Origin of the sequence: Ochrobactrum sp. XJ1, from assembly GCF_024701725.1 — a bacterium.
GTDB classification, from domain to species: domain Bacteria; phylum Pseudomonadota; class Alphaproteobacteria; order Rhizobiales; family Rhizobiaceae; genus Brucella; species Brucella anthropi.
The window spans coordinates 62,656-86,708 of record NZ_VDGD01000004.1 but is presented as its reverse complement, the minus strand read 5'-3'; the positions used below and the strand labels follow the sequence as shown (position 1 = coordinate 86,708).

Genomic DNA, 24,053 nt, shown 5'->3' with positions numbered 1-24,053 from the left:
TATAGTGATGGCTGCATATATCAAGGATTTCGCCATGTCACAGCCCGAACTACACGGATCGATTCAGTCACGCAATGCGCAAGGGCGTGTAAAGGATGCTCCATCGGGCCATTGGGTCTATAAGCTGCTGCCGCACTGGCTCTGGCCCTATGCGCAGCTCGCCCGCTGGGATCGTCCCATCGGATGGCAGCTCCTGCTCTGGCCATGCTGGTGGTCGGCAGCGTTGGTGGCAGGTGCGGGCGCCAAGCCGGGCGATGGCGCCTGGGCCGTCATGCCTTCGATCTGGCATCTCGTTCTGTTCCTGATCGGCGCCATTGCCATGCGTGGCTCCGGCTGCACCTATAACGATCTTGTCGATCAGGATATTGACGACAAGGTGGATCGCACGCGTTCAAGGCCACTGCCGTCGGGGCAGGTGACACGTGGTCAGGCCAAGATTTTTCTGGTTCTGCAGGCGCTGGTTGGTCTTGTGGTGGTGCTGCAGTTCAACTGGTTTACGATTGGACTGGGCATTTTCTCGCTTCTGATCGTCGCCGCTTATCCTTTCATGAAGCGCATTACCAACTGGCCGCAATTCGTGCTTGGTCTTGCTTTCTCATGGGGCGCACTCATGGGTTGGGCTGCGGTGGAAGGTTCGCTCAGCCTTGCGCCGGTGCTTCTCTATATCGGCGCGATCCTGTGGACGATCGGCTATGACACGATCTATGCGCATCAGGATAAGGAAGACGATGCGCTGGTGGGCGTGCGCTCCACGGCGCGCCTGTTCGGCAAGCACACCAAGACGGCGCTGATGATCCTTTATGGCGGCGCTATTGGTTTCTTCGCGGCGGCTTTCGCCGTGGCGCAGGTGCCGATGCCAGCACTGGCCGGATTGCTCGCAGCAGGCGTGCATCTCTATCGCCAGATCATCGTGCTCGATATCGACAATCCCGACCAGTGCCTGAAACTGTTCAAATCCAACAATATTGTTGGCTGGCTGATTTTCCTCGGGCTCGTTCTCGGAAGTCTCTGGGTGGCGGTCAAGCCGCTGGTATAAATAAGAAGGCCACCGTGTCCGGTGGCCTTCTTATTATGGGATCATGGATAAAGCCGTTCCTTGTTCCAGTCGCCCTCAGGTGCGGGGCGTGTGAACAGAACGCGGTCATGCAGGCGGAAGGCCCTGTCATGCCAGAATTCAATCGAGACCGGACGAATACGGAAACCCGACCAGTAGGACGGGCGTGGAATGTCGCCGATGGCATATTTTGCGGTATATTCCGCAACGGCCTTTTCCAGCGCGAAACGGCTTTCCAGCGGGCGTGACTGCTTGGATGCCCAGGCGCCGATGCGGCTGCCGCGCGGGCGTGAAGCGTAATAGGCATCGGCCTCGGCATCGCTGACTTTCTCCACCGCGCCGCGCACGCGCACCTGACGGCGCAGCGTCTTCCAATGGAAGCACATCGCAGCCTTTTCCGCTGACAGGATTTCCTTGCCCTTGGTGCTTTCATAATTGGTGTAGAAGACGAACCCCTGTTCGTCGAAATCCTTCAACAGCACCATGCGCACATTGGGTAGGCCGTCGGGATCGACTGTTGCCAGCGCGACCGCATTGGGATCGTTCGGTTCGCTCGCTTTGGCGTCGGTCAGCCAGTCTGCAAAAAGTTTGAACGGCTGGGAGGATTCGGTGAAGTCGTCGCTTGCGTTTGTCATTTTGGATATTTCAAAAGCCTGTCGGAATTTGCGGATCATCCTGCAAGGGAATCCCCGCCAAGAAACCCCAATGGGGCGGGTCAGGAGGGAGCTTCTTCCATAACCGGCATTTTGTCCATGGTCTTGCCGGGATGTGTCGTCGCAGGGTTCGACATGGCTTTACTTAGCGGGCAACTTCTTGTAGGGCGCCGGTCAAGGTGGGGCTATGCCAAAACTCGATTTTTTGACGCTTTATATTGTAATTCTCTTAAATTCGCTGACGGTCTGCATCATCTGGACCGCTATCGCCTTCTCTTATCGCAAATTCCGGCCTGCCAGAATCTGGCTTCTTTCGACGACGCTTCTGTTGGTCGGAGGCTTCGTGCTTTCGCTGCAGGGTAATGAGGGCGCGTTCTGGCCTGCGGTCACCGGTAATACCATCATCATTTACGGTTTCTGCCTTGCCTGGGTTGGTGCGCGTTATTTCTATGGCCACAAAGGCGGCTGGCGGCTGGCGATGGGAATATCGCTCGCAAGTTTCGCCTTCATGGCGGCATTTCATTCGAGCTGGCAGGGGCGCAACATTGCTTATGCCGTGGGACAGTCAGTGCCCATGGGGATGACGGTTTTCTATCTGGCCCGGCAGAAGGGCATTGGTCTCGGCGGTCAGATTGCGATCATGGCCTTTTTGCTCGGTATCATTGGGCACGCCATTGAGACCTCGCTGAACATCGCCGCATGGGTGGGTGAGTTCGATCAGTCGCTCTATTTTACCATCGAAAGCTATGCGCTTGTCTGTGTGATCTATAGTGGCATGATCTGGAATTTCGGCTTTATCGTCATGGCGATGAACCGCTTGCATGGCGATATGGCCAAGGTAGCAGAAACGGACGAGCTGACCGGGCTTCCGAACCGCCGTCATTTCATGAAAAGACTCGCAAGGGCGGAGTTGGCGTTCAGCGAGGACGGTACAGCCTATAGCGTCATGCTGATCGACATCGATAATTTCAAACAATGGAACGACACCTATGGTCATGCGCTGGGCGATCAGGCGCTCGTGCATTTTGCCGATGTGGCGGTCGACGTCCTTAATCGGCGCGGTGTGCTGGCACGTCTCGGCGGTGATGAGTTTTCCATTCTGCTGACAAAGATGGACGAGCAGGAAGCGACGGAAATCGCACGCGACATCGTCAGGGCGATCAACGATGCCCCGCTTGCCTTCAATGGACAGAAACTCGCCATGACTGTCAGTATCGGCATTGCCAGTGAGGAACGCGACAACGAAACGAGTGACCTTGACGTTTTTGCCCGGGCCGATCTCGCGCTTTACAAGGTAAAGCAGGCTGGCCGGAACGGCTACGCAACACGCACGGCGACGGTGAACGCGCCGCACTCTTCATTTTCGGACTGGCAACGAGCTGCCGGTTGATTGGTCTTTCTCGAACCGGATGCAGAAAACCGGGCACATCGTTTGATGGCTGAATAAAGTGCGGAGTTGGGCGTTGTGCTCTGATTCCGATTTGTTTACCTTTCCGGCACACTGCTTGTTAACTCAAGTTCACTCATAATCCCTGCATCTTTAGCGTGTAAAAATAAGGGAATAGCGTTGGCTGTCGAGACGCTTCGCCACAAGGACAATCTCTGGAGCCTGAGCTGCCGCGCAAATGCGCTGCGCAAGGCCGTGATTGGCATATGCATCCTCTCGCTTGCCGGTTGCGCCATGGGTGGCGTGAGCATTGAAAAGGCCGTTCCCGATTCTTCCACGATCACCGGATCGGTGAAACAGCCGCAGCCGGTTGAGACTGATACTGGCAAGCTTTCCGACCAATCCGCGATCAGGAACGTTGTTTCAGCGCTCAATTTCACGGAATGGGGCAAGAAGCCCGTACCGTGGGCCAATCCCGATACGGGCAGCCAGGGCACGATCACTACCATTGCCGAGAACAGCAAGAACAGCCAGCTTTGCCGCGAATTCGAAACCTCGCGTGAAGCTTTTGACGGTGTTTCCATCTATCGCGGCGAAACCTGCATGCAGCGTGGTGGTCAATGGACGGTGACTTCGTTCGCGCCCATTTGAAAAGAAAAGCCCGGCCTGACTGGAACTTTTCCGGCCATATGCGCATATTATGGGCAACGAGTCTTACTCATCTCATAGTTATTTTCCTGAAAGAGGAACTATATGCGCGATCCCTATAGCGTGCTGGGCGTCGCCAAAACGGCGAAGCCCGAGGAAATAAAATCGGCTTTTCGCAAACTGGCCAAAAAGCACCATCCGGATCAGAACAAGGATGATCCGAAAGCGCAGGAGCGCTTTGCAGAACTGAACCAGGCCTATGAAATTGTGGGCGACAAGGACAAGCGTGGTCAGTTTGACCGGGGCGAGATCGATGCCGAAGGCAAGCCTGCCTTTCAGGGTTTCACCGGCGGACAGGGCTTCGGCGGCGCTCATGGCGACCCGTTTGCCGGTTTCCGGCAAGGTGGCGACGGCAACAGTCACTTTGAATTCCGTTCTGGTCCCGGCGGCTTTCAGCAAGGCGGCGGTTTCGGCGGCGCGGATGATATTCTGAACGACCTTTTCGGCGGCGCTTTCGGTGGAGGCGCCCGTGCTGGTGGTGGTGCGCGTCAGCGCGGCCCGGCCAAGGGAGCTGACCTTTCCGCGTCTATTAATATTACGCTGGAGCAGGCGGCCGGTGCGGAGAAGGTCGAGGCGATCTTCCCGAATGGCAAGCACCTGAAGATCAAGTTGCCGAGATTCGTTGAAGACGGTCAGACCATTCGCCTGAAAGGGCAGGGCGAGCCGTTGATGGGCGGAACGGCAGGCGATGCGCTGGTCACGATACACTTCAAGGCACATCCGCGGTTTCGCCTCGAAGGACGTGATGTCCATGTAGATCTGCCGGTCGAGCTTGCCGATGCGGTTCTGGGCGGCAAGCAGGAAGTCGAAACGCTGGATGGGCGTATCGCAGTCAAAATTCCGGCCTGGTCGAGTTCCGATCGCGTGCTGCGCCTGAAAGAAAAAGGCCTCCCGTTGAAAGCTGATGGGCGCGGCGATCTCTACGTTCATGTGCGGATCATGCTGCCGGAAGGCGGCGACAAGGAACTGGAAGAATTCCTGCAAAAGCGCAGAGTCGCCTGATACCAGGGCGCTGAGACGCTAACGCATCACGCCCTGAAAATGCTCAATCGCCGCACAGGCTTAACCAAAACTCGACTTCAATCGTTTAAAGCCGGGTGTTGTCTCTTTGCGGCAGTAAAGTGACAATGCCCGGCTTTTTCACTGCAATTGCTTGAAGGAGAGCCGAGCCTGTGCGATAGGGCAACAAGTTAATTGTTTTCAATGAGGACCCCTAATGACCGCACAGTCAGGTTTGTTGCAGGGCAAGCGTGGATTGATTCTGGGCGTCGCCAACAACCGCTCCATCGCATGGGGTATTGCCAAGGCCGCTCGTGATGCAGGCGCAGAGCTCGCATTCACCTATCAGGGCGATGCATTGAAGAAGCGTGTCGAACCGCTGGCTGAAGAGCTCGGCGCATTCGTGGCAGGACATTGCGATGTGGCTGATGCTGCCAGCATGGATGCTGTTTTCGAGACGCTTGAAAAGAAGTGGGGCAAGCTCGATTTCGTGGTGCATGCCATCGGCTTTTCCGACAAGGATGAGCTGACGGGTCGTTATGTCGATACGTCGGAAGCCAACTTCACCAACACGATGCTGATCTCGGTCTATTCGCTGACGGCTATTTCGCGTCGCGCGGAAAAGCTGATGGCGGACGGCGGATCTATCCTGACGCTGACCTATTACGGCGCCGAAAAGGTCATGCCGAACTATAACGTCATGGGTGTTGCCAAGGCTGCTCTCGAAGCAAGCGTGAAGTATCTGGCCGTCGATCTCGGCCCCCAGAACATCCGCGTCAATGCAATCTCGGCTGGCCCGATCAAGACGCTTGCCGCTTCGGGCATCGGTGACTTCCGCTATATCCTCAAGTGGAACGAATACAATGCGCCGCTGCGCCGTACCGTCACCATCGAGGAAGTGGGCGATGTCGGCCTCTATTTCCTTTCCGACCTGTCCCGTTCGGTGACTGGCGAAGTTCACCACGCGGATAGCGGCTATCATGTCATCGGCATGAAAGCGGTTGACGCTCCGGATATTTCGGTCGTGAAAGACTGAAGCAGCGAATACAAAATCCCGAAAGGCTGACCGGCTTTTCGGGATTTTTCTTTGTCTTTCCCGCTGCGGGGAAGTTATCCAGATTATTCATTGGCGGCAGATAGGGGTAGGGCTGTGGCTCGGGAGATCATCTACTTTTCGCGTCACGGCGAGACAGACTGGAATGTTTCGCAGCGTATTCAGGGGCAGCTTGATATCGATATCAACGATAATGGGCGCAGCCAGGCCGACCGCAACGGCGATATGCTGAAATCGCTGATTGGCGAGGGTGCAGGCTTCGACTTCGTTGCAAGCCCGCTGCGACGCACGCGCGAGACGATGGAACGTATCCGTTTGCGCATGGGTCTTGATCCGTATGAATACCGCACCGATCCACAACTGATGGAAGTCAATTTCGGCGACTGGCAGGGCTTCATGATGGAAGACATTGCCAGGGAGCGTGAAGACCTTCTGGAAGCGCGCGCCCGCGACAAGTGGAATTTCGTGCCGCCGGGCACAACCGCCGAGAGCTACATGGGCCTGTCGCGCCGCATCGGGCGCTGGGTGGAAGCCGTGGAATGGCCGACTATCTGCGTGACGCATGGTGGCTGCATCCGCACGCTGTTTTACCTCTACGGGGACATGGACGGCCACGCCGCTGCCAATCTCTCCATCCCGCAGGACAAGATTCTGAAGTTTGCAAACGGCAAGCTGGAGTGGGTTTGATCCCGCAAATCAGTCTATAGTGACCGTAAACATAATTTTGCCAGCGGTGGAGGCGTTTTATGCCTTTCGAACGTTTCGCGGTCATATCGGATATTCACGGTAACAGTGACGCCTTGGCTGCAGTGCTGGCCGATATCGATGCTTTGCAAATCCAGACGATTATCAATCTCGGCGATCATCTAAGTGGTCCTTTGGCCGCGCGTGAGACAGCAGATATGCTGATGGCGCGAGAAATGATCTGCATTCGTGGCAATCATGATCGCTGGCTTGTCGAAAAGCCGCTCGCAGATATGGGGCCGTCGGATCGGGTCGCGCGCGAGCAGCTTGATGACCGACACATCGAATGGCTGCTTGCAATGCCCGCATCGCAGTCTCTGGTCGATGGACGGATATTCATCTGCCACGGGACACCGTCAAGCGATACCACCTACTGGATGGAGAAAGTGACCGCGAACGGCGAAGTCGTTCTGCGAACCCGAGATGAGATCGAGGCCGAAGCTGAAGATATAGCTGCATCGCTGATCTTTTGCGGGCATACGCACACGCCGAGGATCGTTCGCCTGGGAGATGGGCGAATGCTGGTCAATCCGGGAAGCGTGGGTTGCCCCGGTTACGACGACGATCATCCGGTTCCGCACGTCGTCCAGACCGGCAATCCCAATGCATCCTACGCTGTCATCGAACAGACCGGGTCTGGCTGGCAGATAACCCTGCGCAATATTCCCTACGATACGGCGCGGATGGTCCGGATGGCGGAGAACAACGGTCGCGCCGATTGGGCGCGTGTTGTCAGAAGTGGCTGGTTTCAGCCCACATGAAAAGAGCGGCTTATGAGCCGCTCATTCTCTTTCTGGGGGCGTGCTTACGGCGCTTCCTGAATGTCGGTGATGAAGCGCGTGCTGTCGACCATGTCATAAATGATAAGGACCTTCATGCCCTTGTTGATCGCGCTGTAATCGAACTCACCGGGCAGCTTGTATGTCTGGCCGTCATCGAGTGTTATGGTTTCGCTGTCCTTGTTGATACCGGTGATCTTGCCTTCGGCATCGTCTGCCATCGCTACCGTCGAGAAAAGCGACGCCACGATGAGAATTAATCCGACCAGATAATGCATGACTTTCCGTTCCTTTGGTTGTGCCTCGGGTTGGGTTGTCGCCTGACCGATTCGACACGATTGTCGTGATTGCGATTTTCAGCGCGTTGCGCCGGATATCTCACAGTGTAGCGTGCGGAATGTGTCAAAAAAAATGCCGGATATCGAACTTCAGAAGGAAATTTTACGTCCTCAAGGAGCTTGATTTGACCGGCGTCAAAAAGCTCAATAAAACCGGGCCGTAAAGTAGCTGCTCTCTCCTTGACCCGCTCCGGACAAGGACAATTTATTCAGGCGTCGCGCATGTCTCACAATAGTTTCGGTCATCTGTTCCGCGTAACCACCTGGGGCGAAAGCCACGGTCTGGCGCTCGGTTGCGTTGTTGACGGCTGCCCGCCCGGCATTACGTTCACGGAAGCCGAAATTCAGGCCTATCTCGACAAGCGCAAGCCCGGCCAGTCCAAATATACGACGCAGCGCCGCGAACCGGATCAGGTTCGCGTGCTTTCCGGTGTTCTTCTGGGCGACGACGGCGTGACCATGACGACGACTGGCACACCGATCTCGATGATGATCGAGAACACCGATCAGCGCTCGAAGGATTATGGCGAGATTGCCCGTCAGTATCGTCCCGGTCATGCCGATTATACCTATGACGTCAAATACGGCATTCGCGACTATCGCGGCGGCGGACGTTCGTCGGCGCGCGAAACGGCAGCTCGTGTGGCAGCAGGCGCCATAGCGCGCAAGGTCGTGCCGGGGCTTGAGGTCAAGGGCGCGCTGGTGGCCATGGGCGTGCACGGTATCGACCGCCGTCGCTGGAACTGGTCGGAAGTGGACAACAACCCTTTCTTCTCGCCGGATGCCGGTTCGGTCGAGTTGTTCGCAGACTATCTTGATGGCATTCGCAAGAGCGGATCGTCGGTCGGCGCAGTCATCGAGATTATCGCTGAAGGTGTGCCTGCTGGTATCGGGGCGCCGATCTACGGCAAGCTCGATCAGGATATTGCCAGCCTGCTGATGTCGATCAATGCGGTCAAGGGTGTGGAAATCGGCAACGGTTTCGAGGCTGCCCGTCTTACCGGCGAAGAGAACGCCGACGAAATGCGCATGGGCAATGACGGCAAGCCGCTGTTCCTGTCCAATCATGCTGGCGGGATTCTCGGTGGCATTGCGACTGGTGCGCCGGTTGTGGCGCGTTTCGCCGTCAAGCCGACCTCGTCGATCCTGACCCCGCGCCGCTCCATCGACAAGGACGGCAAGGAAGTGGATGTGAAGACCAAGGGTCGTCACGATCCGTGTGTGGGTATTCGTGCCGTACCGATCGGCGAGGCGATGGTGGCCTGTGCGATTGCAGATCATTATCTGCGTCACCGCGGCCAGACTGGCCGCGTCTAAACAATTTGGGGCCAGACTGGCCGCATCTGATTGAATTCGGCCATACTGGCCATATCTGACCGACGATAGGGCCCGTTGGTTGCCTGACACATAGAGGTCGAAATGAGCTATAACCAGAAACAGGTCGTGGATGCGCTTCGCGCTTTCGAACGCGGCGAAATCGTTGTGGTCATGGATGATGACGGGCGCGAGAACGAAGGCGACCTGATTGTTGCCGCCGTGCATTGCACGCCGGAAAAGATGGCCTTCATCGTCCGCCATACGTCCGGCATCGTCTGTACGCCGATGACTCGCGACGAAGCCAAGCGTCTCAACCTCGCGCCGATGGTTGCCGAAAACGAATCCGCTCACACAACAGCGTTCACTGTGACGGTCGATTACCGCCATGGCACGACGACCGGCATTTCGGCAGAAGACCGCACGCTGACCGTGCGCAATCTGGCGAACCCGAATGCCGGTGCTTCGGATTTTGTGCGTCCCGGACATATTTTCCCGCTGGTTGCCCGCGAAGGCGGCGTCTTGATGCGCTCCGGCCATACGGAAGCCGCTGTCGACCTCTGCAAGCTCGCAAACCTGCCGCCCATCGGCGTTATCTGCGAACTGGTCAACGATGACGGTTCCGTCATGCGTGGTCCGGACGTGAAGGCCTTTGCTGAAAAGCACACGCTGCATCGGGTTACGGTCGCCGACCTCATCGCCTATCGCCAGCGCAAGGAAACGCTGGTCAAGCGCGTTGGTGATGCACCGGTCAAGACCTGTGCAGGTGCGGCCCATGCCTACACCTACGAACTGCCATGGGAACCCATGCAGCACGTAGCCGTCGTGTTCGGCGATATTCGTGACGGCGAGGAAGTGCCGGTCCGCCTGCATCGCGAAGATGTGCTGAACGATGTTTTTGGCAAAGGCGGCAGCAATCTCGATGCCATCATGGAAAAGATGGGCAAGGAAGGTCGCGGCGTACTGGTCTATCTGCGCGAAGGTTCTGTTGGCGTGCGTTCCGATCACCACGACACCCGCGCCCGTGACGCGATCCAGAGCGAGCATGAAAGCCATGCCGAAGCGGTTGCCCGCGAGGAGGAATGGCGTCAGATCGGCCTTGGTGCGCAGATATTGAAGGATCTCGGAATCACGTCGATTGTGCTTTTGGCATCGCGTGAGCGTCACTATGTTGGCCTTGAAGGTTTCGGCATCCACATCGCCCGTACGGAAATCATCTAGTCTCCTTCAGACAAAGCTGGCGCATGGCCGTCATGGCCATGTGCCGGTGAGATGCTATAGTGAATCGATGACGACACGGCTTTACTGGCATCCGATCTATCTCGAACATCTGACCCCGCCCGGCCATCCCGAGCGCCCGGATCGTATCCGGGCCTTGATGAGCGAATTGGAGGGGCCGGATTTCTATCGGCTCGACCGGGTGGAAGCGCCGCGCGGCGACGAGGCGTCAGTGTTGCTTGCCCATCCGGAAAAGCATCTGGAAGCCATACGCGCCGGAATACCGGAGCCTGCTTCGGACGAGGCAGCGCCAGCGCCCGTGGTGAAGCTTGACGGCGACACCTATGTCAGCCCGAAAAGTCTGGATGCAGCGCTGACGGCGATTGGTGCGGCGACAGCGGCGGTCGATGATGTCTTTTCCGGTGCTGCAAACAACGTGTTCGTTGCAGCCCGCCCGCCGGGACATCATGCCGAGCGTTCCACTGCGATGGGCTTTTGCCTTTTCAACAATATTGCGATTGCCGCCCGTCATGCACAGCAGCGTCACGGCGCGGAACGTGTCGCTATCGTCGATTGGGATGTCCATCACGGCAACGGAACGCAGGATATTTTCAAGGACGATCCAAGCGTCCTGTTCTGTTCGACGCATCAGTTTCCCTTGTATCCCGGAACGGGGTCGAAGGACGAAACCGGCGTCGGCAACATCTTCAATGCACCACTTTCCCCCGATACGGGAAGCCGCGAATTCCGCGAGGCATTTAATAGTCGTGTATTGCCCGCTTTGGACAATTTCCGGCCAGATTTGATCCTTATTTCGGCGGGCTTCGATGCTCATTTTCGCGATCCGCTGGCCGAGCTTAATCTTGACGAAGCGGATTTTGACTGGGCGACGGGCAAACTCATGGAGCGGGCAGAAAGGTTCTGCGATCACCGGCTAGTAAGTGTGCTTGAAGGTGGATATGATCTAGAGGGCTTGTCGCAGTCCGCGTCTACGCATATTACGCGGCTGTTGAAAGGATGAATCATGGTAACCGAACCGTCCAACGCCGACATTGCAGTAATGAGCTTCGAGGATGCGTTGAAGCAGCTTGAGAAGATCGTCGACGATCTGGAGCGGGGCGACGTGCCGCTGGAAGAGTCCATTCGCATCTATGAGCGTGGCGAGGCTCTGAAAAAGCATTGCGATACGCTTCTGAAGTCTGCCGAGGACAAGGTGGAGAAGATTCGCATTGGCCGCGACGGCCAGCCGGTCGGAACCGAACCGCTCGATCCGGAATAAACTGGTCCAATAATTCTGCTCAGAACAGCGTTTTGAGCTGGGTGACATAAGGCGCGAGAATCCCGCTCAGCATGTAGGGACCTAGGCCCCAGACCAGTGTCCATCCTGCAGCTCCGACGATATTGGCCGCCAGAAAATGCAGCGGGTTCATTTTCATCGAACCCGCAACGATGCCGTTGAGCTGTCGCAGGAGCACGACGAAACGAGCCGTCGCGACCACGTAAATTCCCTTGCTGTCGAAAAGTTTCTCGAACTGTTCCAGCCGTTCAGGCGTCAGCTTGACGAGGTGCCCGTATCGCAGGATCAGGCGGCGGCCACCGAAACGACCGATCAGGTATCCGGTGCAATCGCCAAGTACGGCGCCGATGAATACGGCAATCAGTACGGCTTCGATATTGAGCGTTCCATGCAAGGCAAGCAGCGAGCTTGCTATAAGGGCGCTTTCACCGGGCAAGGGTGCGCCGAAAGATTCAAAATATACGATTACGAAAAGCGCGAGCGCGCCATAGGCTGCAATATATGGTTCCAGAAAGCTCATGGATTGGCAGGTCTTTCGGCCGACAGAACTAAAAAGGCTCCGGACGAGCCGGAGCCTGAAATCTGTAACTATCACATCAGCCGATGGAACGCTTGCCGGTAATTGCGTGGTATACCCACAACACGATTATTGAGCCGATGATCGCGATAACAAGGCTGATCGGATCGAATGCGCCAGTGACGCCACGTCCAAAAAGCTGAGACGAGATCACACCGCCGACAATGGCGCCGACAATGCCGAGAGCAATATCCAGGAACAGGCCCTGGCCACTTTTATTAACGATCTTGCTGCCGATGAAGCCGGCAATCAAGCCTAGTATTATCCAGCTTATAACAGACATCTAATATCTCCCGATGCGTAAATACACTTTTGCATCACGCACTTAGGAAATTTTCACACTGCTATAAAATTTGCAAGGTATAATGCTTGTCAAATCGGGAAACCCATTTAACTTTAACTTACCGAATGCACAGTTGGCATCGGATAACAGGGAGTATCGTGTGATGGGAAGTTATGACGACAACTCAGGCAATTCGCCCATTCCCGGCGGAAGCCTTGCGAAACCGGTTCTGATCGCGCTCGGCGCCCTGCTGATCGGCAAGATGCTGAAGGGTAATAGCGAAGAGACGGAGGCCACTCAGGCGCAGCCCATACCAGTACCGGATCAGTCGCAAGCGGGCGGCGGCCTGCTCGGCGGTATCCTTGGCGGGCTTGGCGGCCTGCTTGGCGGTGCGGCTGCCGGAAATGCCTCAGCAGCTCCCTCGGCTCCGGGTTCACTGGGCGGCGGTCTTGGCGGCCTCCTTGATCAGTTGAAACAGGCTGGCCTCGGTGAAAAGGTGGATTCCTGGGTCGGCCAGGGAACCAATCATTCAATCGAGCCGGGCCAGCTTGGCGACGCAATCGGCCAGAAAACACTGAGCGAAATTGCTCAGCACGCCGGTATCGACCAGCAGGAACTTCTGGATCAGCTGTCGCAGGTTCTGCCGGGATTGGTGGACAAGCTGACGACCAACGGACAGGTACCTGACGCCAGCTCGCTTTCCAAGCTGTTGCAGGGACGCTGACAGAATTTGCATCCTGATCGAACCGCACCGCTTGTCGGTGCGGTTTTGTTTTGGGGCTACATTCGATAAAATGACGGCGCCGCTTATATATGCGTTGTAGAGCAATAGCTGGAGTTGCGTTGCATGAGTTTCTTTCCGTGTCCTGATCCGGTTCTTAGCGACAAGACGTCGGTAGACAGCATTGAAACGCTGGTCATTCCACGCACAAGCGACATCGGTGGACTGGAAGTGCGGCGAGCCTTGCCGACCGTGCGCCGCCGTCTGGTCGGGCCGTTCATTTTCTTTGATCGCATGGGACCCGCCGTTCTGAGGGATGGTGATGCGCTGGATGTGCGCCCGCACCCGCATATCGGACTTTCGACCGTGACCTATCTGTTTGACGGACATATCCGCCACAGAGACAGTCTCGGCACCGAAATGGTTATTCGTCCCGGTGACGTGAACCTCATGACCGCCGGTCGTGGCATCGTGCATTCCGAACGATCGCCAGAAGAGGAGCGCAACGGGCCACTGTCCATTTCCGGCATTCAGACCTGGCTCGCGCTGCCCGATGCGCTGGAAGAAATCAGCCCGGAATTCTTTCACACTAATGCGCCAGAACTGCCGGTGATGGAGGATCGCGATTTCTCTGGTCGGCTGATCATGGGCTCCATGCTGGGGCTGGAGTCTCCGGTGATCCAGCACGCCGATACGCTTTATGCGGATATTCGTATAGAACCGAACGGGCGCTTTCCGATCCCGCCCGTGGCCGAAGAACGCGCCATCTATACGCTGCAGGGCAATGTCGGCATTGGCGGTGAGGTCTTCCCACCGGACCGCTTGCTGGCATTCCGCCCTGGCGACGATATTGTCGTGCAGGCCGGGCCGGAAGGTGCTCATATTATGCTTTTTGGCGGTGCAACTCTCGGCTCGAAGCGCTATGTATGGTGGAACTTCGTATCCTCATCGCGAGAGAGGATAGAGCAGGCCAAGGAAGAATGGCGCAGCGGGCGTTTCGACATCGTGCCCGGTGACGAGAAGGATTTCATACCTCTGCCTGAATAATGTGGATTGCCTCCCGCTGTAGGACACGATGTCCCGCCCTGCTTGATCCTGTCGCGTTGCTACTATACCGACAACAAAACCGAACCAGAAACAGGTTGTTTTAATGTCCCGACCCACGACCCCATTGCTTGACAAGGCACCGATCCCGGAAGCCCTGCGCGCATTGCCGGAATCTGATCTGCCGCAGCTCGCGCAGGAATTGCGTGCAGAGCTGATCGACGCGGTTTCAACCACCGGCGGGCATCTGGGAGCGGGACTGGGAGTGGTGGAGCTGACAGTGGCATTGCACCATGTCTTCGACACGCCGCACGACCGTATCATCTGGGACGTTGGTCATCAGGCTTATCCGCACAAGATTTTGACCGGGCGCCGCGACCGTATCCGCACGTTGCGCCAGACCGGCGGCCTTTCGGGTTTCACCAAGCGTACTGAAAGTGAATATGATCCTTTCGGTGCTGCACATTCATCGACATCGATTTCCGCTGGCCTCGGCATGGCGGTCGCATCCGATCTTTCGGGCGAAAAGCGCAATGTTATTGCCGTCATTGGCGATGGCTCCATGTCGGCAGGCATGGCCTATGAGGCGATGAACAATGCTGGTGCGCTCGACGCGCGCCTCATTGTCATCCTCAACGATAATGATATGTCGATTGCGCCGCCGACCGGTGCGATGAGCGCCTATCTGGCGCGTCTTGTCTCCGGCAAGACCTATCGCAGCGTTCGCGAGGCCGCCAAGCAGGTCGCCAAGAAACTGCCGAAGTTTTTGCAGGACAAGGCTCGCAAATCGGAAGAATATGCGCGTGCCTTCTTCACTGGCGGTACCCTGTTCGAGGAGCTGGGCTTCTACTATGTCGGTCCTATCGATGGCCATAATCTGGATCATCTGCTGCCGATCCTGAAAAACGTACGCGATACGCAGGAAGGCCCGGTGCTCATTCATGTGGTGACGCAGAAGGGCAAGGGTTATGCGCCCGCAGAAGCTGCCGCCGACAAATATCACGGTGTCAATAAGTTCGACGTCATCACCGGCAAGCAGTCGAAGCCGCCTGCAAATGCACCGAGCTACACCAAGATTTTCGGCACGAGCCTGATCGAGGAAGCCCGTCACGACGACAGAATAGTGGCGATCACCGCCGCCATGCCATCGGGCACCGGGCTTGATCTTTTTGGCGAAGTGTTTCCGCAGCGCACATTCGATGTCGGTATTGCCGAGCAACATGCGGTAACCTTCGCCGCCGGTTTGGCTAGCGAGGGCTATAAGCCCTTCTGCGCGATCTATTCCACCTTCCTGCAGCGTGGTTACGACCAGGTCGTGCATGACGTGTCGATCCAGAATCTGCCGGTGCGCTTCCCCATTGATCGCGCCGGACTGGTTGGTGCCGATGGCCCGACCCATGCAGGCTCCTTCGACACGGGCTTTCTCGCAGCTCTTCCCGGTTTTGTAGTGATGGCTGCATCGGATGAAGCCGAACTGCGCCATATGGTGTGCACGGCTGCCGAATATGATGAAGGCCCGATCTCTTTCCGGTATCCGCGTGGTGATGGTGTCGGTGTTGACCTGCCAGAGCGTGGACAACTGCTCGAAATCGGCAAGGGACGTATCGTGCGCGAAGGCACGAAGGTTGCTCTGCTATCCTTCGGAACGCGCTTGCAGGAATGTCTTGCCGCCGCCGATGAGCTGGGGGCCGCCGGTCTTTCCACCACGGTTGCCGATGCACGCTTTGCCAAGCCACTCGACCACGATCTGATCCGTCGTCTGGCACGCGAACATGAAGTGCTGGTTATGGTGGAAGAGGGTGCTGTCGGTGGCTTTGCTTCCCACGTGCTGCAATTCCTTGCGACTGACGGCCTTCTGGATCGTGGCCTCAAGGTGCGGGCTTTGACCTTGCCGGATACTTATCAGGACCACGGCAAGCCGGATGCCATGTATGCGGAGGCCGGTCTTGACCGGGCAGGCATCGTGCATGCGGTGTTTGCAGCTCTTGGCCGCGAGGCGGTTGCAGCGCCGTTTAGCGCCTGACTGATGAGCGGAGAAACGAGCGACAAGAACCTGCGGCTCGATCAGTTGCTGGTGGAGCTTAGACTGTTTGCGACGCGTTCGCGGGCGCGTGATGCAATCCAGCGCGGCACGGTCAAGGTGGACGGCAAGCCCGTCACCAAGCCGGGCCAGACGGTTTTGCGCACTGCAAAGATCGCCGTGGATGATCCGGCGAGTGCTTATGTTTCTCGCGCTGCCTTGAAGCTTATCGCGGCGCTTGACCATTTCGAGCTTGATGTGAAGGGGCGCACCGCGCTCGACATAGGCGCATCGACAGGCGGTTTCACGCAAGTTTTGCTGAAGCGCGGCGCAAGCCATGTTCTTGCCATCGATGTCGGCCACGACCAGTTGCACGAAAGCTTGCGCGCCGATCCTCGCGTCACCAACAAGGAAGGGCTCAACGCTCGTGCTCTGGAACTTTCCCATCTCGATGGACGCGAAATCGATTGCGTGGTTTCGGACGTGAGTTTTATTTCGCTGAAACTTGCCTTGCCTCCGGCATTGGCCTTTGTGCAAAAAGGTGCTATCTGCGCGCTTCTCGTAAAGCCGCAATTTGAAGCGGGCCGCGAGGCTATCGGCAAGGGCGGCATTTTGCGCGATCCGAAAGATGGCGAACGCATAGCAGAAGAACTGAAATCATGGCTTGAGACGCTGCCCGGCTGGCGCGCGCTCGGCCTCTGCCCGTCGCCAATCGAAGGCGGCGATGGCAATCGTGAATATCTCCTGGCAGGAAAGAAGGACCTATGACAACGCAGGCAATGGGGCAAATAACAATCCGCTCGATTGGTGCGGGCGGCGATGGCGTCGCCAACCTTCCTGATGGCCAGATTTATGTGCCCTTCACACTGCCGGGCGAAGTGGCCAATGTTGCGCGCGACAAAAACCGCGCAACGGTTATGGCGCTTCTCGAAACATCGCCCGAGCGGCAGGCGCCTGCCTGCCAGCATTTCGAGGATTGCGGTGGCTGCGCACTGCAGCATTGGCAGGATGAACCCTATCGCCTGTGGAAGCGAGAACTGGTTGTCTCCTCGCTGAAGGGCAGGGGGATCGACACGGAGGTTGCGCCTCTGGTGGCTTGCCAGCCGCGCACGCGCCGCCGCGCTGTTTTTGCGGCGCGAAAGACGGAGAAGGGCGTGTTACTCGGCTTCAACCGTCACCTCAGCCATGAAATCATCGATATCGTCGAATGTGCGGTCACGGTGCCGGAAATCATTGCGCGGCTTGACGACCTGCGTGAAGTCGGGGCCTTGATTGCACCTGGCTCCAAACCGTTCAAGCTGGCAGCGACGCAGACGGAATCCGGCCTCGATCTTGCGGCAAGCGGTTGCGGCAAGCTGAGCGATGAGCAACGGCGCGCGCTAACTGCGCTTGTCATGAAAAAGGGCTTTGCGCGCCTTTCGCATGAAGGCGAGATCATTGTCGAGCCGAAGAAGCCGCTCATCCATTTCGGCAAGGTGCCGGTTCCTGTTCCGCCCGGCTGTTTCTTGCAGGCAACAGCCGATGCTGAAGAGGCGATGGTGCAGCTTGTTCTGGACCATGTCGGTAAGGCCAAGCGTGTGGCGGACCTGTTCTGCGGTGTCGGCACATTTGCATTGCGTATTGCTGAAAAGAGTGCAGTTCATGCCGTTGAAAACGACGCGCTGGCCCTTGCGGCTCTCGACCGTGGCGTGCGCCATGTGCAGGGATTGAAGCCCGTTTCAGTCGAACGTCGCGACCTGTTCCGCCGTCCGCTGATGCCGAAGGAATTGCTGCCTTACAACGCCGTGGTTTTCGATCCGCCGCGAGCAGGTGCGGAAGAACAGGCGCTTGAACTGGCGAAGTCCAAGGTGGAGAAGGTTGTCGCGGTTTCGTGCAATCCGGTGACGCTCGCCCGCGACCTCGCCATTCTGACGAAGGGCGGCTATCGCGTCACGCGTGTCACGCCGATTGACCAGTTCCTCTGGTCGCCACATGTTGAAGCTGTGGCGACGCTGGTGAAGAAGTGAGCGTTTAAATCAACGCCCAATCCACCGCCGCTTCGGCATGTAGGCGCGTCGTATCGAATACTGGCACGGGGCTATCCTGCTGGCCGATGAGCAGCATGATTTCGGTGCAGCCGAGAATGATGGCTTCGGCCCCGCGCTCAACCAGCCGACTGATGACAGCACGGTATTTTTCGCGTGACGCATCGCGTACTTCGCCGACAACCAGCTCGTGATAGATGATGTCATGAACGGTTTTGCGGTCGGCATCGTCGGGCGTCAGAACCTCAAGCCCATGTTTGGCCGCGAGGCGGCCTTTGTAGAATTCCTGCTCCATCGTGAAGGCGGTGCCAAGTAACCCAACTTTTGACAAGCCTGCAGCCTTGATCTTCTCCGCTGTCGGGTCAGCAATATGCGCAAGCGGGATCGATGTGGCGTTTTCGACGTCAGCAGCCATTTTATGCATGGTGTTTGTGCAGATCAGGATGAAATCCGCGCCGCCCTTTTCAAGGTTCTGCGCGGCCTCGATCATGAGCCTGGTCAGCTCGTCCCATTTGCCTTGATGCTGAAGCTGCTCGATTTCACCAAAATCCATCGACCACATCAGGCTCTTGGCGGAGTGCGTGCCGCCGAGCCGTGTGCGGATTTCCTGATTGATGATGCGATAATATTCCTGCGAGCTTTCCCAGCTCATCCCGCCTATAAGCCCGATCGTCTTCATCAACCCCTCCCGGATAAAATTAAGGGCGGATCACTCCGCCCTTGTTACTCGGTTTTGTGTTTTGGGCGAAAGCCGCAATCACATCTTTTCGATGATCTTCTGGTCGCCTTCATGCGCCTTGCCGTTGGCAGCGATAATGGCGGGAACGATGTCCTCCGCCTTGTCGATGACCAACGGATTCACCTGATGTGCGGTGTGCAGGAAGCCTTCGGTCGTCATGTGCTCAAGAAGCGAAAGCATAGGCTGCCAGAAGTTGTTGATGTTAGCGAACACCATCGGCTTGCGATGCTTGCCGAGCTGCGCCCAGGTCATCATTTCCACGATTTCCTCAACCGTGCCGATGCCACCGGGAAGGGTGACGAACGCATCCGACTTCTGGAACATGAGGTGTTTGCGCTCATGCATGTCACCCACGACGATAAGTTCGGTGAGCTGTTCGGCCTTTTCAAGGCTCGCTTCCTTGTCGAGCAGGAAGGTCGGAATGATGCCGGTGACTTCGCCGCCGGCCTCCATCACGCCTTGCGCAACCGCGCCCATGATGCCGCGCGTGCCACCGCCATAAACAAGGCGCAGACCGTGTTCGGCGATGGACCGGCCGAGTGTGACGCCCGCTTCGCGATAGATGGGATTTAGGCCCGTAGACGAGCCGCAATAAACACAGATGGATCGAATCTCAGACATGATTTTCTTGTGCGCTTTTGACCTTTCAGCGTCAAGCGTCTGCGATTTCATTTTGCAGTGAAGATTGCCGTCAGTGAGACGTTTACGTCAGGTTCCGGGTGGACATTCACAGTGATTGTTATATCTCAATCCGTATGTACTCCAGATTGAGAAGTGGATTGGATATGAAGAACTGGGTTGTGTTTCTCGGGCTCACCTTTGCCGCATCATCCGCATCGGCTGGCGAGATCAACATCAAACTGCCGGACGATACCGAAGTAACGACCAACTCCGTTCTGTATAAATGTGGCGAGAAGAATGTCTCGGTAACCTACTACAATGCTGGTGATATTTCGCTTGCTGAACTGGAGCTTGAAGACGAGACTATTGTCGCTTCCAACGTCATTTCAGGGTCTGGAGCCAAATATGCCGGTGGCGTCTATATCTGGTGGACCAAGGGCGAAACGGCCGATCTCTATAACCTTATGGACGATCCGGACCAATCAAAGCCGACAAACTGTGTAGAACAGTAACCTAGCTAATAAAAAGCCTCGTACCTTTTGCTGTTTCGGTGCAGATTCCTTGTAGGGGGAAGCCAAAAGCTATAAACCCGCTATTATAGTCTCTGGCGTGGATTTCGAAACGAAATGCAAAAGAACAGTTTAGGATTGCTCGGTATCGGGCTCGTCGCAATCGTCGCCGGGCTCGGTCTCTATTGGAATGCAACACGATCTCGCGTTGAAGCCCCGCAACCTAATGCCACTGCACCAGCTTCGAGCAATGCGCCAGCGCAGCCAGAAGCAACACCATCCGAGATGAAGACGCCAGACGCTGCCAAGCCTGCGGGCGATGCTGCGGCAAATGATGCGAAGCCGCAAGGCGTGCAATCAGAAGAGCCAGCCAAGCAGGCTGATGCCGCTCCCGCAGAGCAGGCCAGCAAAACGCCGGTTTTCGATCTCCTTCGTGTCGAGCCTGACGGTTCGGTCGTGATCGCAGGCAAGTCCCTTCCCAGCGCTGATGTCGAGGTTGTCGCAGGTGCCACCGTTGTGGGCAAAGCCAAGGCCGGAGCCAATGGGGATTTTGCCATTGTTCTGGATAATCCTTTGAAGGCAGGTGATCATCAGCTGGTCTTGCGTTCAACTGGTGCTGACAACAATGTTGCCACTTCCGCCCAGACCGCCATCGTGTCGGTGCCTGAAACCAAGTCGGGGCAGGTGCTGGCGCTGGTTGAGGAGCCGGGGCAGGCGAGCCGCCTGATTACCAAGCCTGAAACGGCAGAGAAGCCACAGGACGATGCGGGAGCTAACCCTGCAGCTGCGACTAAGGCCGACAAGCCGGAAGCCAAACCTGCACAGGATTTGCCGATTGCAATTGAGGCTGTGGAGATTGAAGGTCAGGCTGTTTTCGTGGCGGGTAAAGCCAAAGGCGGCAATCGCGTGATCGTCCACGCCAATGATACATTGCTTGGCGCAAGCCTCATTTCGCCTGATGGCCGTTTCCTCGTGCAGAGCAAACAACCGCTCAGCGTTGGTGATTACATCGTTCGCGCTGACCTGCTCGACAATGCCAATCAGGTTCTGGCCACAGCCCGCGTCCCGTTCCGTCGCGAAGCTGGTGAGAATATCTCGGCTGTTGCTTCCGACACGGACGGTCAGACGGCGGCTGCATCGGAAGCGATCGGTGATAAGGCTGCTTCGTCGGCAACTCCACTGCAGAAAGTCGATGGCTCCGTCATCATTCGGCGTGGGGATAATCTCTGGACGATTTCCAAGCGCGCCTATGGCAAGGGTACGCGATATACGACGATCTATCTCGCCAACCGCGACCAAATCCGCAACCCAGATCTCATCTGGCCGGGTCAGGTATTCAACATGCCGAAGGAACCCTTGGGCGATGGCGAGGCCAAACGCCAGTTGGAAGATAGAGCTAACTGACGGAGAGTTCATGGAACTGATGCGCGGCTCCTAACGCAGGGAGGTGCGCTTCGGCAATAAGCGCCTGTCACGATAGTGTGTTTCCGTTTTGGCTGTCTTTTCTGGAATGAACGTCTCCAAATCTTGAACTTCAGAGCATAATCGTATATCGTCGATATACGATGAAGATGGTTCTGGACAAAAGCTCGACCGAAACTGTCGCCGATCTGGCGCAGCTCGGCATTGATGATGAAGCGGCAGCGCGCATTTGCGCCGCGCTGGGCCATCCTGTCCGCATTCGCATTATTCGCCAGTTGATGATGGAGGACGCCTGCTGCTGCAAGGATATTGTCGGCAAGCTCGACCTTGCACAATCAACGGTTTCCCAACACCTCAAGGTCCTCGTGCAGGCTGGTCTTATCGACTATCGGCCGGAGCGCCAGTCCTCGCGTTACAGCGTCAACTGGCGGCAACTAAACGCTGTCCGCACGCATTTTGCTTCCTTCAAGAGCAGATGCTGCGGCTAGAGCATGTCTCCCGAAAGTGTGAACGGGTTTCGGGATAAAGACATGCGTGAAAACAAAGAGATAGAGCGATAACGGAGTTTCATCTCGTACGAAATCGCTTGAGCCCACCGACTTGAAAGAACGCACCATGAGTTCCCCCAAAACGGTTTCCGCCGACTCTGGCGAAACGTTCAAGACACTGCGAAATCTCTGGCCCTATATGTGGCCGTCCGACAGGCCCGATCTGCGTATGCGAGTCGTCTGGGCCACGTTCTACCTGGTGATTTCCAAGATCGTGCTCATCCTCGTGCCCTATTTCTTCAAATGGGTGACGAATGCCTTGACTGGTCAATTGAACCCGCCGGATTATATCCCGCTGTTTCTGGTCGGCGCAGTGATGCTTGTGCTGGCTTATAACGGCGCCAAGATCGTACAGGCTGGCCTCAACCAGCTTCGCGATGCATTGTTTGCAAGCGTCGGGCAATATGCGGTGCGCCAGCTGGCCTACCGAACCTTCGTGCACATGCACCAGCTATCGCTCAGGTTCCATCTTGAACGACGCACGGGCGGGCTTTCGCGGGTCATTGAGCGCGGCACCAAGGGCATCGAAACGATTGTTCGTTTCACGATCCTCAACACCCTGCCCACCATTCTTGAGTTTGCGCTGACAGCGGTGATTTTCGCTTTCGCTTACGGCATTTCCTATCTGCTTGTGGTCGCGGCGACGGTCTGGCTCTATACCTGGTTTACGATCAAGGCGAGCGACTGGCGCATCAATATTCGCCGCGAAATGAACGACTCCGATACGGATGCCAATACCAAGGCAATCGACTCGCTGCTCAACTTCGAAACGGTCAAATATTTCGGCAACGAGAACATGGAAGCAAAGCGCTTCGATGCTTCGATGGCTCGCTATGAAAAGGCTGCAACCCAGACCTGGACGTCGCTTGGCTGGCTGAACTTCGGTCAGGCCGTTATCTTTGGTGTCGGCATGGCGGTGGTCATGGTCATGTCGGCGTTGGAAGTCCGGGCCGGAACGCAATCCATCGGCGATTTCGTTTTCATTAATGCCATGCTGATGCAGCTATCCATCCCGCTCAATTTCATCGGTTTCATCTATCGCGAAATCCGTCAGGGTTTGACCGACATCGAGCAGATGTTCGATCTTCTCGATGTGAAGCAGGAAGTCGTCGACAAGCCCAATGCACCAGCATTGAAAATCGATCACGGCGCAATCCGTTTCGATGATGTGCATTTTGCCTATGATGCGAACCGCCCGATCCTCAAGGGCATCAGTTTTGAAGTTCCGGCAGGAAAGACGGTGGCGATAGTCGGACCGTCAGGTGCGGGTAAATCCACGATTTCGCGATTGCTGTTCCGCTTCTATGATGTCCAGTCGGGATCGGTTTCCATCGACGGGCATGACGTCCGCGACGTCACGCAGGAAAGCCTGCGCAAGGTCATCGGCATGGTGCCGCAGGACACGGTTCTGTTCAACGATACCATCGCTTACAACATTCGTTATGGCCGTCCTGATGCCACGACCGAAGAAGTGGAAAAGGCGGCTGAGCTCGCGCAGATTTCCGGCTTCATCAAGCATCTGCCGGAAGGCTATCAGGCCATGGTTGGCGAACGCGGCCTCAAGCTTTCGGGCGGTGAGAAACAGCGTGTAGCCATTGCGCGCACGATCCTGAAAGCGCCTCCAATCCTGATACTCGATGAGGCGACCTCCGCGCTCGATACCGCGACCGAGCAGGAAATCCAGTCTGCACTTGACATCGTTAGCCGTGGGCGTACCACGCTAGTCATCGCGCACCGTCTGTCGACCGTCATCAGTGCGGATGAGATCATCGTTCTGAAGGACGGTCTGATTGCCGAGCGCGGCACTCACCGCATGCTTCTCAAGCATAAGGGGCTTTACGCGTCCATGTGGGCTCGTCAGCGCGAGGCGGATGAGGCGGAAGAGCGTCTGCGTCAGGTTCGCGAAAGTGACGAATTGGGTATCGTCACACGTGGTGTTCCGGCGGCGGAATAGGCAGTTTATCGGCAGCTAGTTATATTAGGGCGCGATCACGTGCCCT

General features: G+C 56.8%; 26 protein-coding genes. 20 read left to right on the top strand and 6 right to left on the bottom strand.

Features of this window, described 5'->3' with window-relative positions; genetic code table 11:
- Positions 1-34 precede the first annotated feature (34 nt).
- Positions 35-1,036, top strand: coding sequence for a 4-hydroxybenzoate octaprenyltransferase (ubiA, locus tag FG152_RS08085; RefSeq protein WP_010658351.1), 1,002 nt, complete (start codon positions 35-37; stop codon positions 1,034-1,036).
- Positions 1,037-1,077: 41 nt separating this feature from the next.
- Here ubiA and pdxH read toward each other — a convergent pair whose 3' ends face one another.
- Positions 1,078-1,689 carry a pyridoxamine 5'-phosphate oxidase gene (gene pdxH / locus FG152_RS08080; protein ID WP_029375899.1) on the bottom strand — a complete coding sequence of 204 codons (612 nt, stop codon included), beginning with the start codon at positions 1,687-1,689 and terminating at the stop codon, positions 1,078-1,080.
- Between the two features lie 205 nt (positions 1,690-1,894).
- On the opposite strand from pdxH, the gene FG152_RS08075 reads away from it, so the two are divergent.
- The 6 genes from FG152_RS08075 to FG152_RS08050 all read left to right on the top strand — a co-directional run bounded on the left by FG152_RS08075 (position 1,895) and on the right by FG152_RS08050 (position 7,360).
- Positions 1,895-3,097 (top strand): GGDEF domain-containing protein, encoded by a 1,203-nt coding sequence (locus tag FG152_RS08075; RefSeq protein WP_105528857.1) that lies wholly within the window; start codon positions 1,895-1,897, stop codon positions 3,095-3,097.
- A 219-nt stretch (positions 3,098-3,316) separates the two neighbouring features.
- Positions 3,317-3,745, top strand: a complete 429-nt coding sequence (locus FG152_RS08070) for an RT0821/Lpp0805 family surface protein (RefSeq protein ID WP_498986243.1) — start codon at positions 3,317-3,319, stop codon at positions 3,743-3,745.
- 102 nt (positions 3,746-3,847) lie between these two features.
- Positions 3,848-4,804, top strand: a complete 957-nt coding sequence (locus FG152_RS08065; protein WP_029925582.1) for a DnaJ C-terminal domain-containing protein — start codon at positions 3,848-3,850, stop codon at positions 4,802-4,804.
- Positions 4,805-5,018: 214 nt separating this feature from the next.
- Complete coding sequence (gene fabI / locus FG152_RS08060; RefSeq protein ID WP_010658356.1) at positions 5,019-5,837, top strand: enoyl-ACP reductase FabI; 819 nt, start codon at positions 5,019-5,021, stop codon at positions 5,835-5,837.
- Positions 5,838-5,951: 114 nt separating this feature from the next.
- Entirely contained in the window at positions 5,952-6,542 is a 591-nt protein-coding gene (locus FG152_RS08055; RefSeq protein ID WP_036581416.1) for a histidine phosphatase family protein, read from the top strand.
- Positions 6,543-6,601: 59 nt separating this feature from the next.
- Entirely contained in the window at positions 6,602-7,360 is a 759-nt protein-coding gene (locus FG152_RS08050) for a metallophosphoesterase family protein (protein ID WP_036581409.1), read from the top strand.
- A 44-nt stretch (positions 7,361-7,404) separates the two neighbouring features.
- Here FG152_RS08050 and FG152_RS08045 read toward each other — a convergent pair whose 3' ends face one another.
- Complete coding sequence (locus FG152_RS08045; protein ID WP_010658359.1) at positions 7,405-7,656, bottom strand: DUF1344 domain-containing protein; 252 nt, start codon at positions 7,654-7,656, stop codon at positions 7,405-7,407.
- A gap of 282 nt (positions 7,657-7,938) precedes the next feature.
- On the opposite strand from FG152_RS08045, the gene aroC reads away from it, so the two are divergent.
- The 4 genes from aroC to FG152_RS08025 all read left to right on the top strand — a co-directional run bounded on the left by aroC (position 7,939) and on the right by FG152_RS08025 (position 11,527).
- Complete coding sequence (gene aroC, locus FG152_RS08040) at positions 7,939-9,033, top strand: chorismate synthase (protein WP_036581406.1); 1,095 nt, start codon at positions 7,939-7,941, stop codon at positions 9,031-9,033.
- Positions 9,034-9,135: 102 nt separating this feature from the next.
- On the top strand, positions 9,136-10,251 hold the full coding sequence (gene ribB, locus FG152_RS08035; RefSeq protein WP_012090813.1) for a 3,4-dihydroxy-2-butanone-4-phosphate synthase: 1,116 nt from the start codon (positions 9,136-9,138) through the stop codon (positions 10,249-10,251).
- A 67-nt stretch (positions 10,252-10,318) separates the two neighbouring features.
- On the top strand, positions 10,319-11,269 hold the full coding sequence (locus FG152_RS08030; RefSeq protein WP_036585965.1) for a histone deacetylase family protein: 951 nt from the start codon (positions 10,319-10,321) through the stop codon (positions 11,267-11,269).
- Between the two features lie 3 nt (positions 11,270-11,272).
- Positions 11,273-11,527: an exodeoxyribonuclease VII small subunit gene (locus tag FG152_RS08025; RefSeq protein WP_002963588.1), complete on the top strand. Its 255-nt coding sequence runs from the start codon at positions 11,273-11,275 to the stop codon at positions 11,525-11,527.
- Positions 11,528-11,546: 19 nt separating this feature from the next.
- Here the strand turns inward: FG152_RS08025 and FG152_RS08020 are convergent, their stop codons facing one another.
- Together FG152_RS08020 and FG152_RS08015 are read right to left on the bottom strand one after the other, a co-directional pair.
- Complete coding sequence (locus tag FG152_RS08020) at positions 11,547-12,065, bottom strand: DedA family protein (RefSeq protein WP_010658363.1); 519 nt, start codon at positions 12,063-12,065, stop codon at positions 11,547-11,549.
- A 76-nt stretch (positions 12,066-12,141) separates the two neighbouring features.
- Positions 12,142-12,405, bottom strand: coding sequence for a GlsB/YeaQ/YmgE family stress response membrane protein (locus FG152_RS08015; RefSeq protein ID WP_006466196.1), 264 nt, complete (start codon positions 12,403-12,405; stop codon positions 12,142-12,144).
- 163 nt (positions 12,406-12,568) lie between these two features.
- Here FG152_RS08015 and FG152_RS08010 point away from each other — a divergent pair, with 163 nt between their 5' ends.
- From FG152_RS08010 to FG152_RS07990, 5 genes are all read left to right on the top strand, one after another.
- Entirely contained in the window at positions 12,569-13,129 is a 561-nt protein-coding gene (locus tag FG152_RS08010) for a YidB family protein (protein ID WP_029925573.1), read from the top strand.
- A gap of 123 nt (positions 13,130-13,252) precedes the next feature.
- On the top strand, positions 13,253-14,173 hold the full coding sequence (locus tag FG152_RS08005; protein ID WP_454502867.1) for a pirin family protein: 921 nt from the start codon (positions 13,253-13,255) through the stop codon (positions 14,171-14,173).
- Between the two features lie 103 nt (positions 14,174-14,276).
- Positions 14,277-16,193 carry a 1-deoxy-D-xylulose-5-phosphate synthase gene (gene dxs / locus FG152_RS08000; RefSeq protein WP_454502868.1) on the top strand — a complete coding sequence of 639 codons (1,917 nt, stop codon included), beginning with the start codon at positions 14,277-14,279 and terminating at the stop codon, positions 16,191-16,193.
- Positions 16,194-16,196: 3 nt separating this feature from the next.
- Positions 16,197-16,958, top strand: coding sequence for a TlyA family RNA methyltransferase (locus tag FG152_RS07995; RefSeq protein ID WP_498985803.1), 762 nt, complete (start codon positions 16,197-16,199; stop codon positions 16,956-16,958).
- A complete protein-coding gene (locus FG152_RS07990; protein WP_264812583.1) occupies positions 16,955-18,196 on the top strand; it encodes a class I SAM-dependent RNA methyltransferase in 1,242 nt (413 codons plus the stop codon). The genes FG152_RS07995 and FG152_RS07990 overlap by 4 nt, the downstream gene beginning before the upstream one ends.
- Before the next feature lie 4 nt (positions 18,197-18,200).
- On the opposite strand, the gene FG152_RS07985 is transcribed toward FG152_RS07990, so the two are convergent.
- Together FG152_RS07985 and FG152_RS07980 are read right to left on the bottom strand one after the other, a co-directional pair.
- Positions 18,201-18,893, bottom strand: a complete 693-nt coding sequence (locus FG152_RS07985) for an aspartate/glutamate racemase family protein (protein WP_264812584.1) — start codon at positions 18,891-18,893, stop codon at positions 18,201-18,203.
- Positions 18,894-18,971: 78 nt separating this feature from the next.
- Positions 18,972-19,574 (bottom strand): LOG family protein, encoded by a 603-nt coding sequence (locus FG152_RS07980; RefSeq protein WP_498985799.1) that lies wholly within the window; start codon positions 19,572-19,574, stop codon positions 18,972-18,974.
- 164 nt (positions 19,575-19,738) lie between these two features.
- Here FG152_RS07980 and FG152_RS07975 point away from each other — a divergent pair, with 164 nt between their 5' ends.
- The 4 genes from FG152_RS07975 to FG152_RS07960 all read left to right on the top strand — a co-directional run bounded on the left by FG152_RS07975 (position 19,739) and on the right by FG152_RS07960 (position 24,007).
- Positions 19,739-20,086: an MliC family protein gene (locus FG152_RS07975; RefSeq protein WP_029925558.1), complete on the top strand. Its 348-nt coding sequence runs from the start codon at positions 19,739-19,741 to the stop codon at positions 20,084-20,086.
- A gap of 114 nt (positions 20,087-20,200) precedes the next feature.
- Positions 20,201-21,487, top strand: a complete 1,287-nt coding sequence (locus FG152_RS07970) for an Ig-like domain-containing protein (RefSeq protein ID WP_264812585.1) — start codon at positions 20,201-20,203, stop codon at positions 21,485-21,487.
- Positions 21,488-21,648: 161 nt separating this feature from the next.
- Positions 21,649-21,993 carry an ArsR/SmtB family transcription factor gene (locus FG152_RS07965; RefSeq protein ID WP_264812586.1) on the top strand — a complete coding sequence of 115 codons (345 nt, stop codon included), beginning with the start codon at positions 21,649-21,651 and terminating at the stop codon, positions 21,991-21,993.
- A gap of 127 nt (positions 21,994-22,120) precedes the next feature.
- Complete coding sequence (locus FG152_RS07960; protein ID WP_010658374.1) at positions 22,121-24,007, top strand: ABCB family ABC transporter ATP-binding protein/permease; 1,887 nt, start codon at positions 22,121-22,123, stop codon at positions 24,005-24,007.
- Positions 24,008-24,053: the final 46 nt, after the last annotated feature.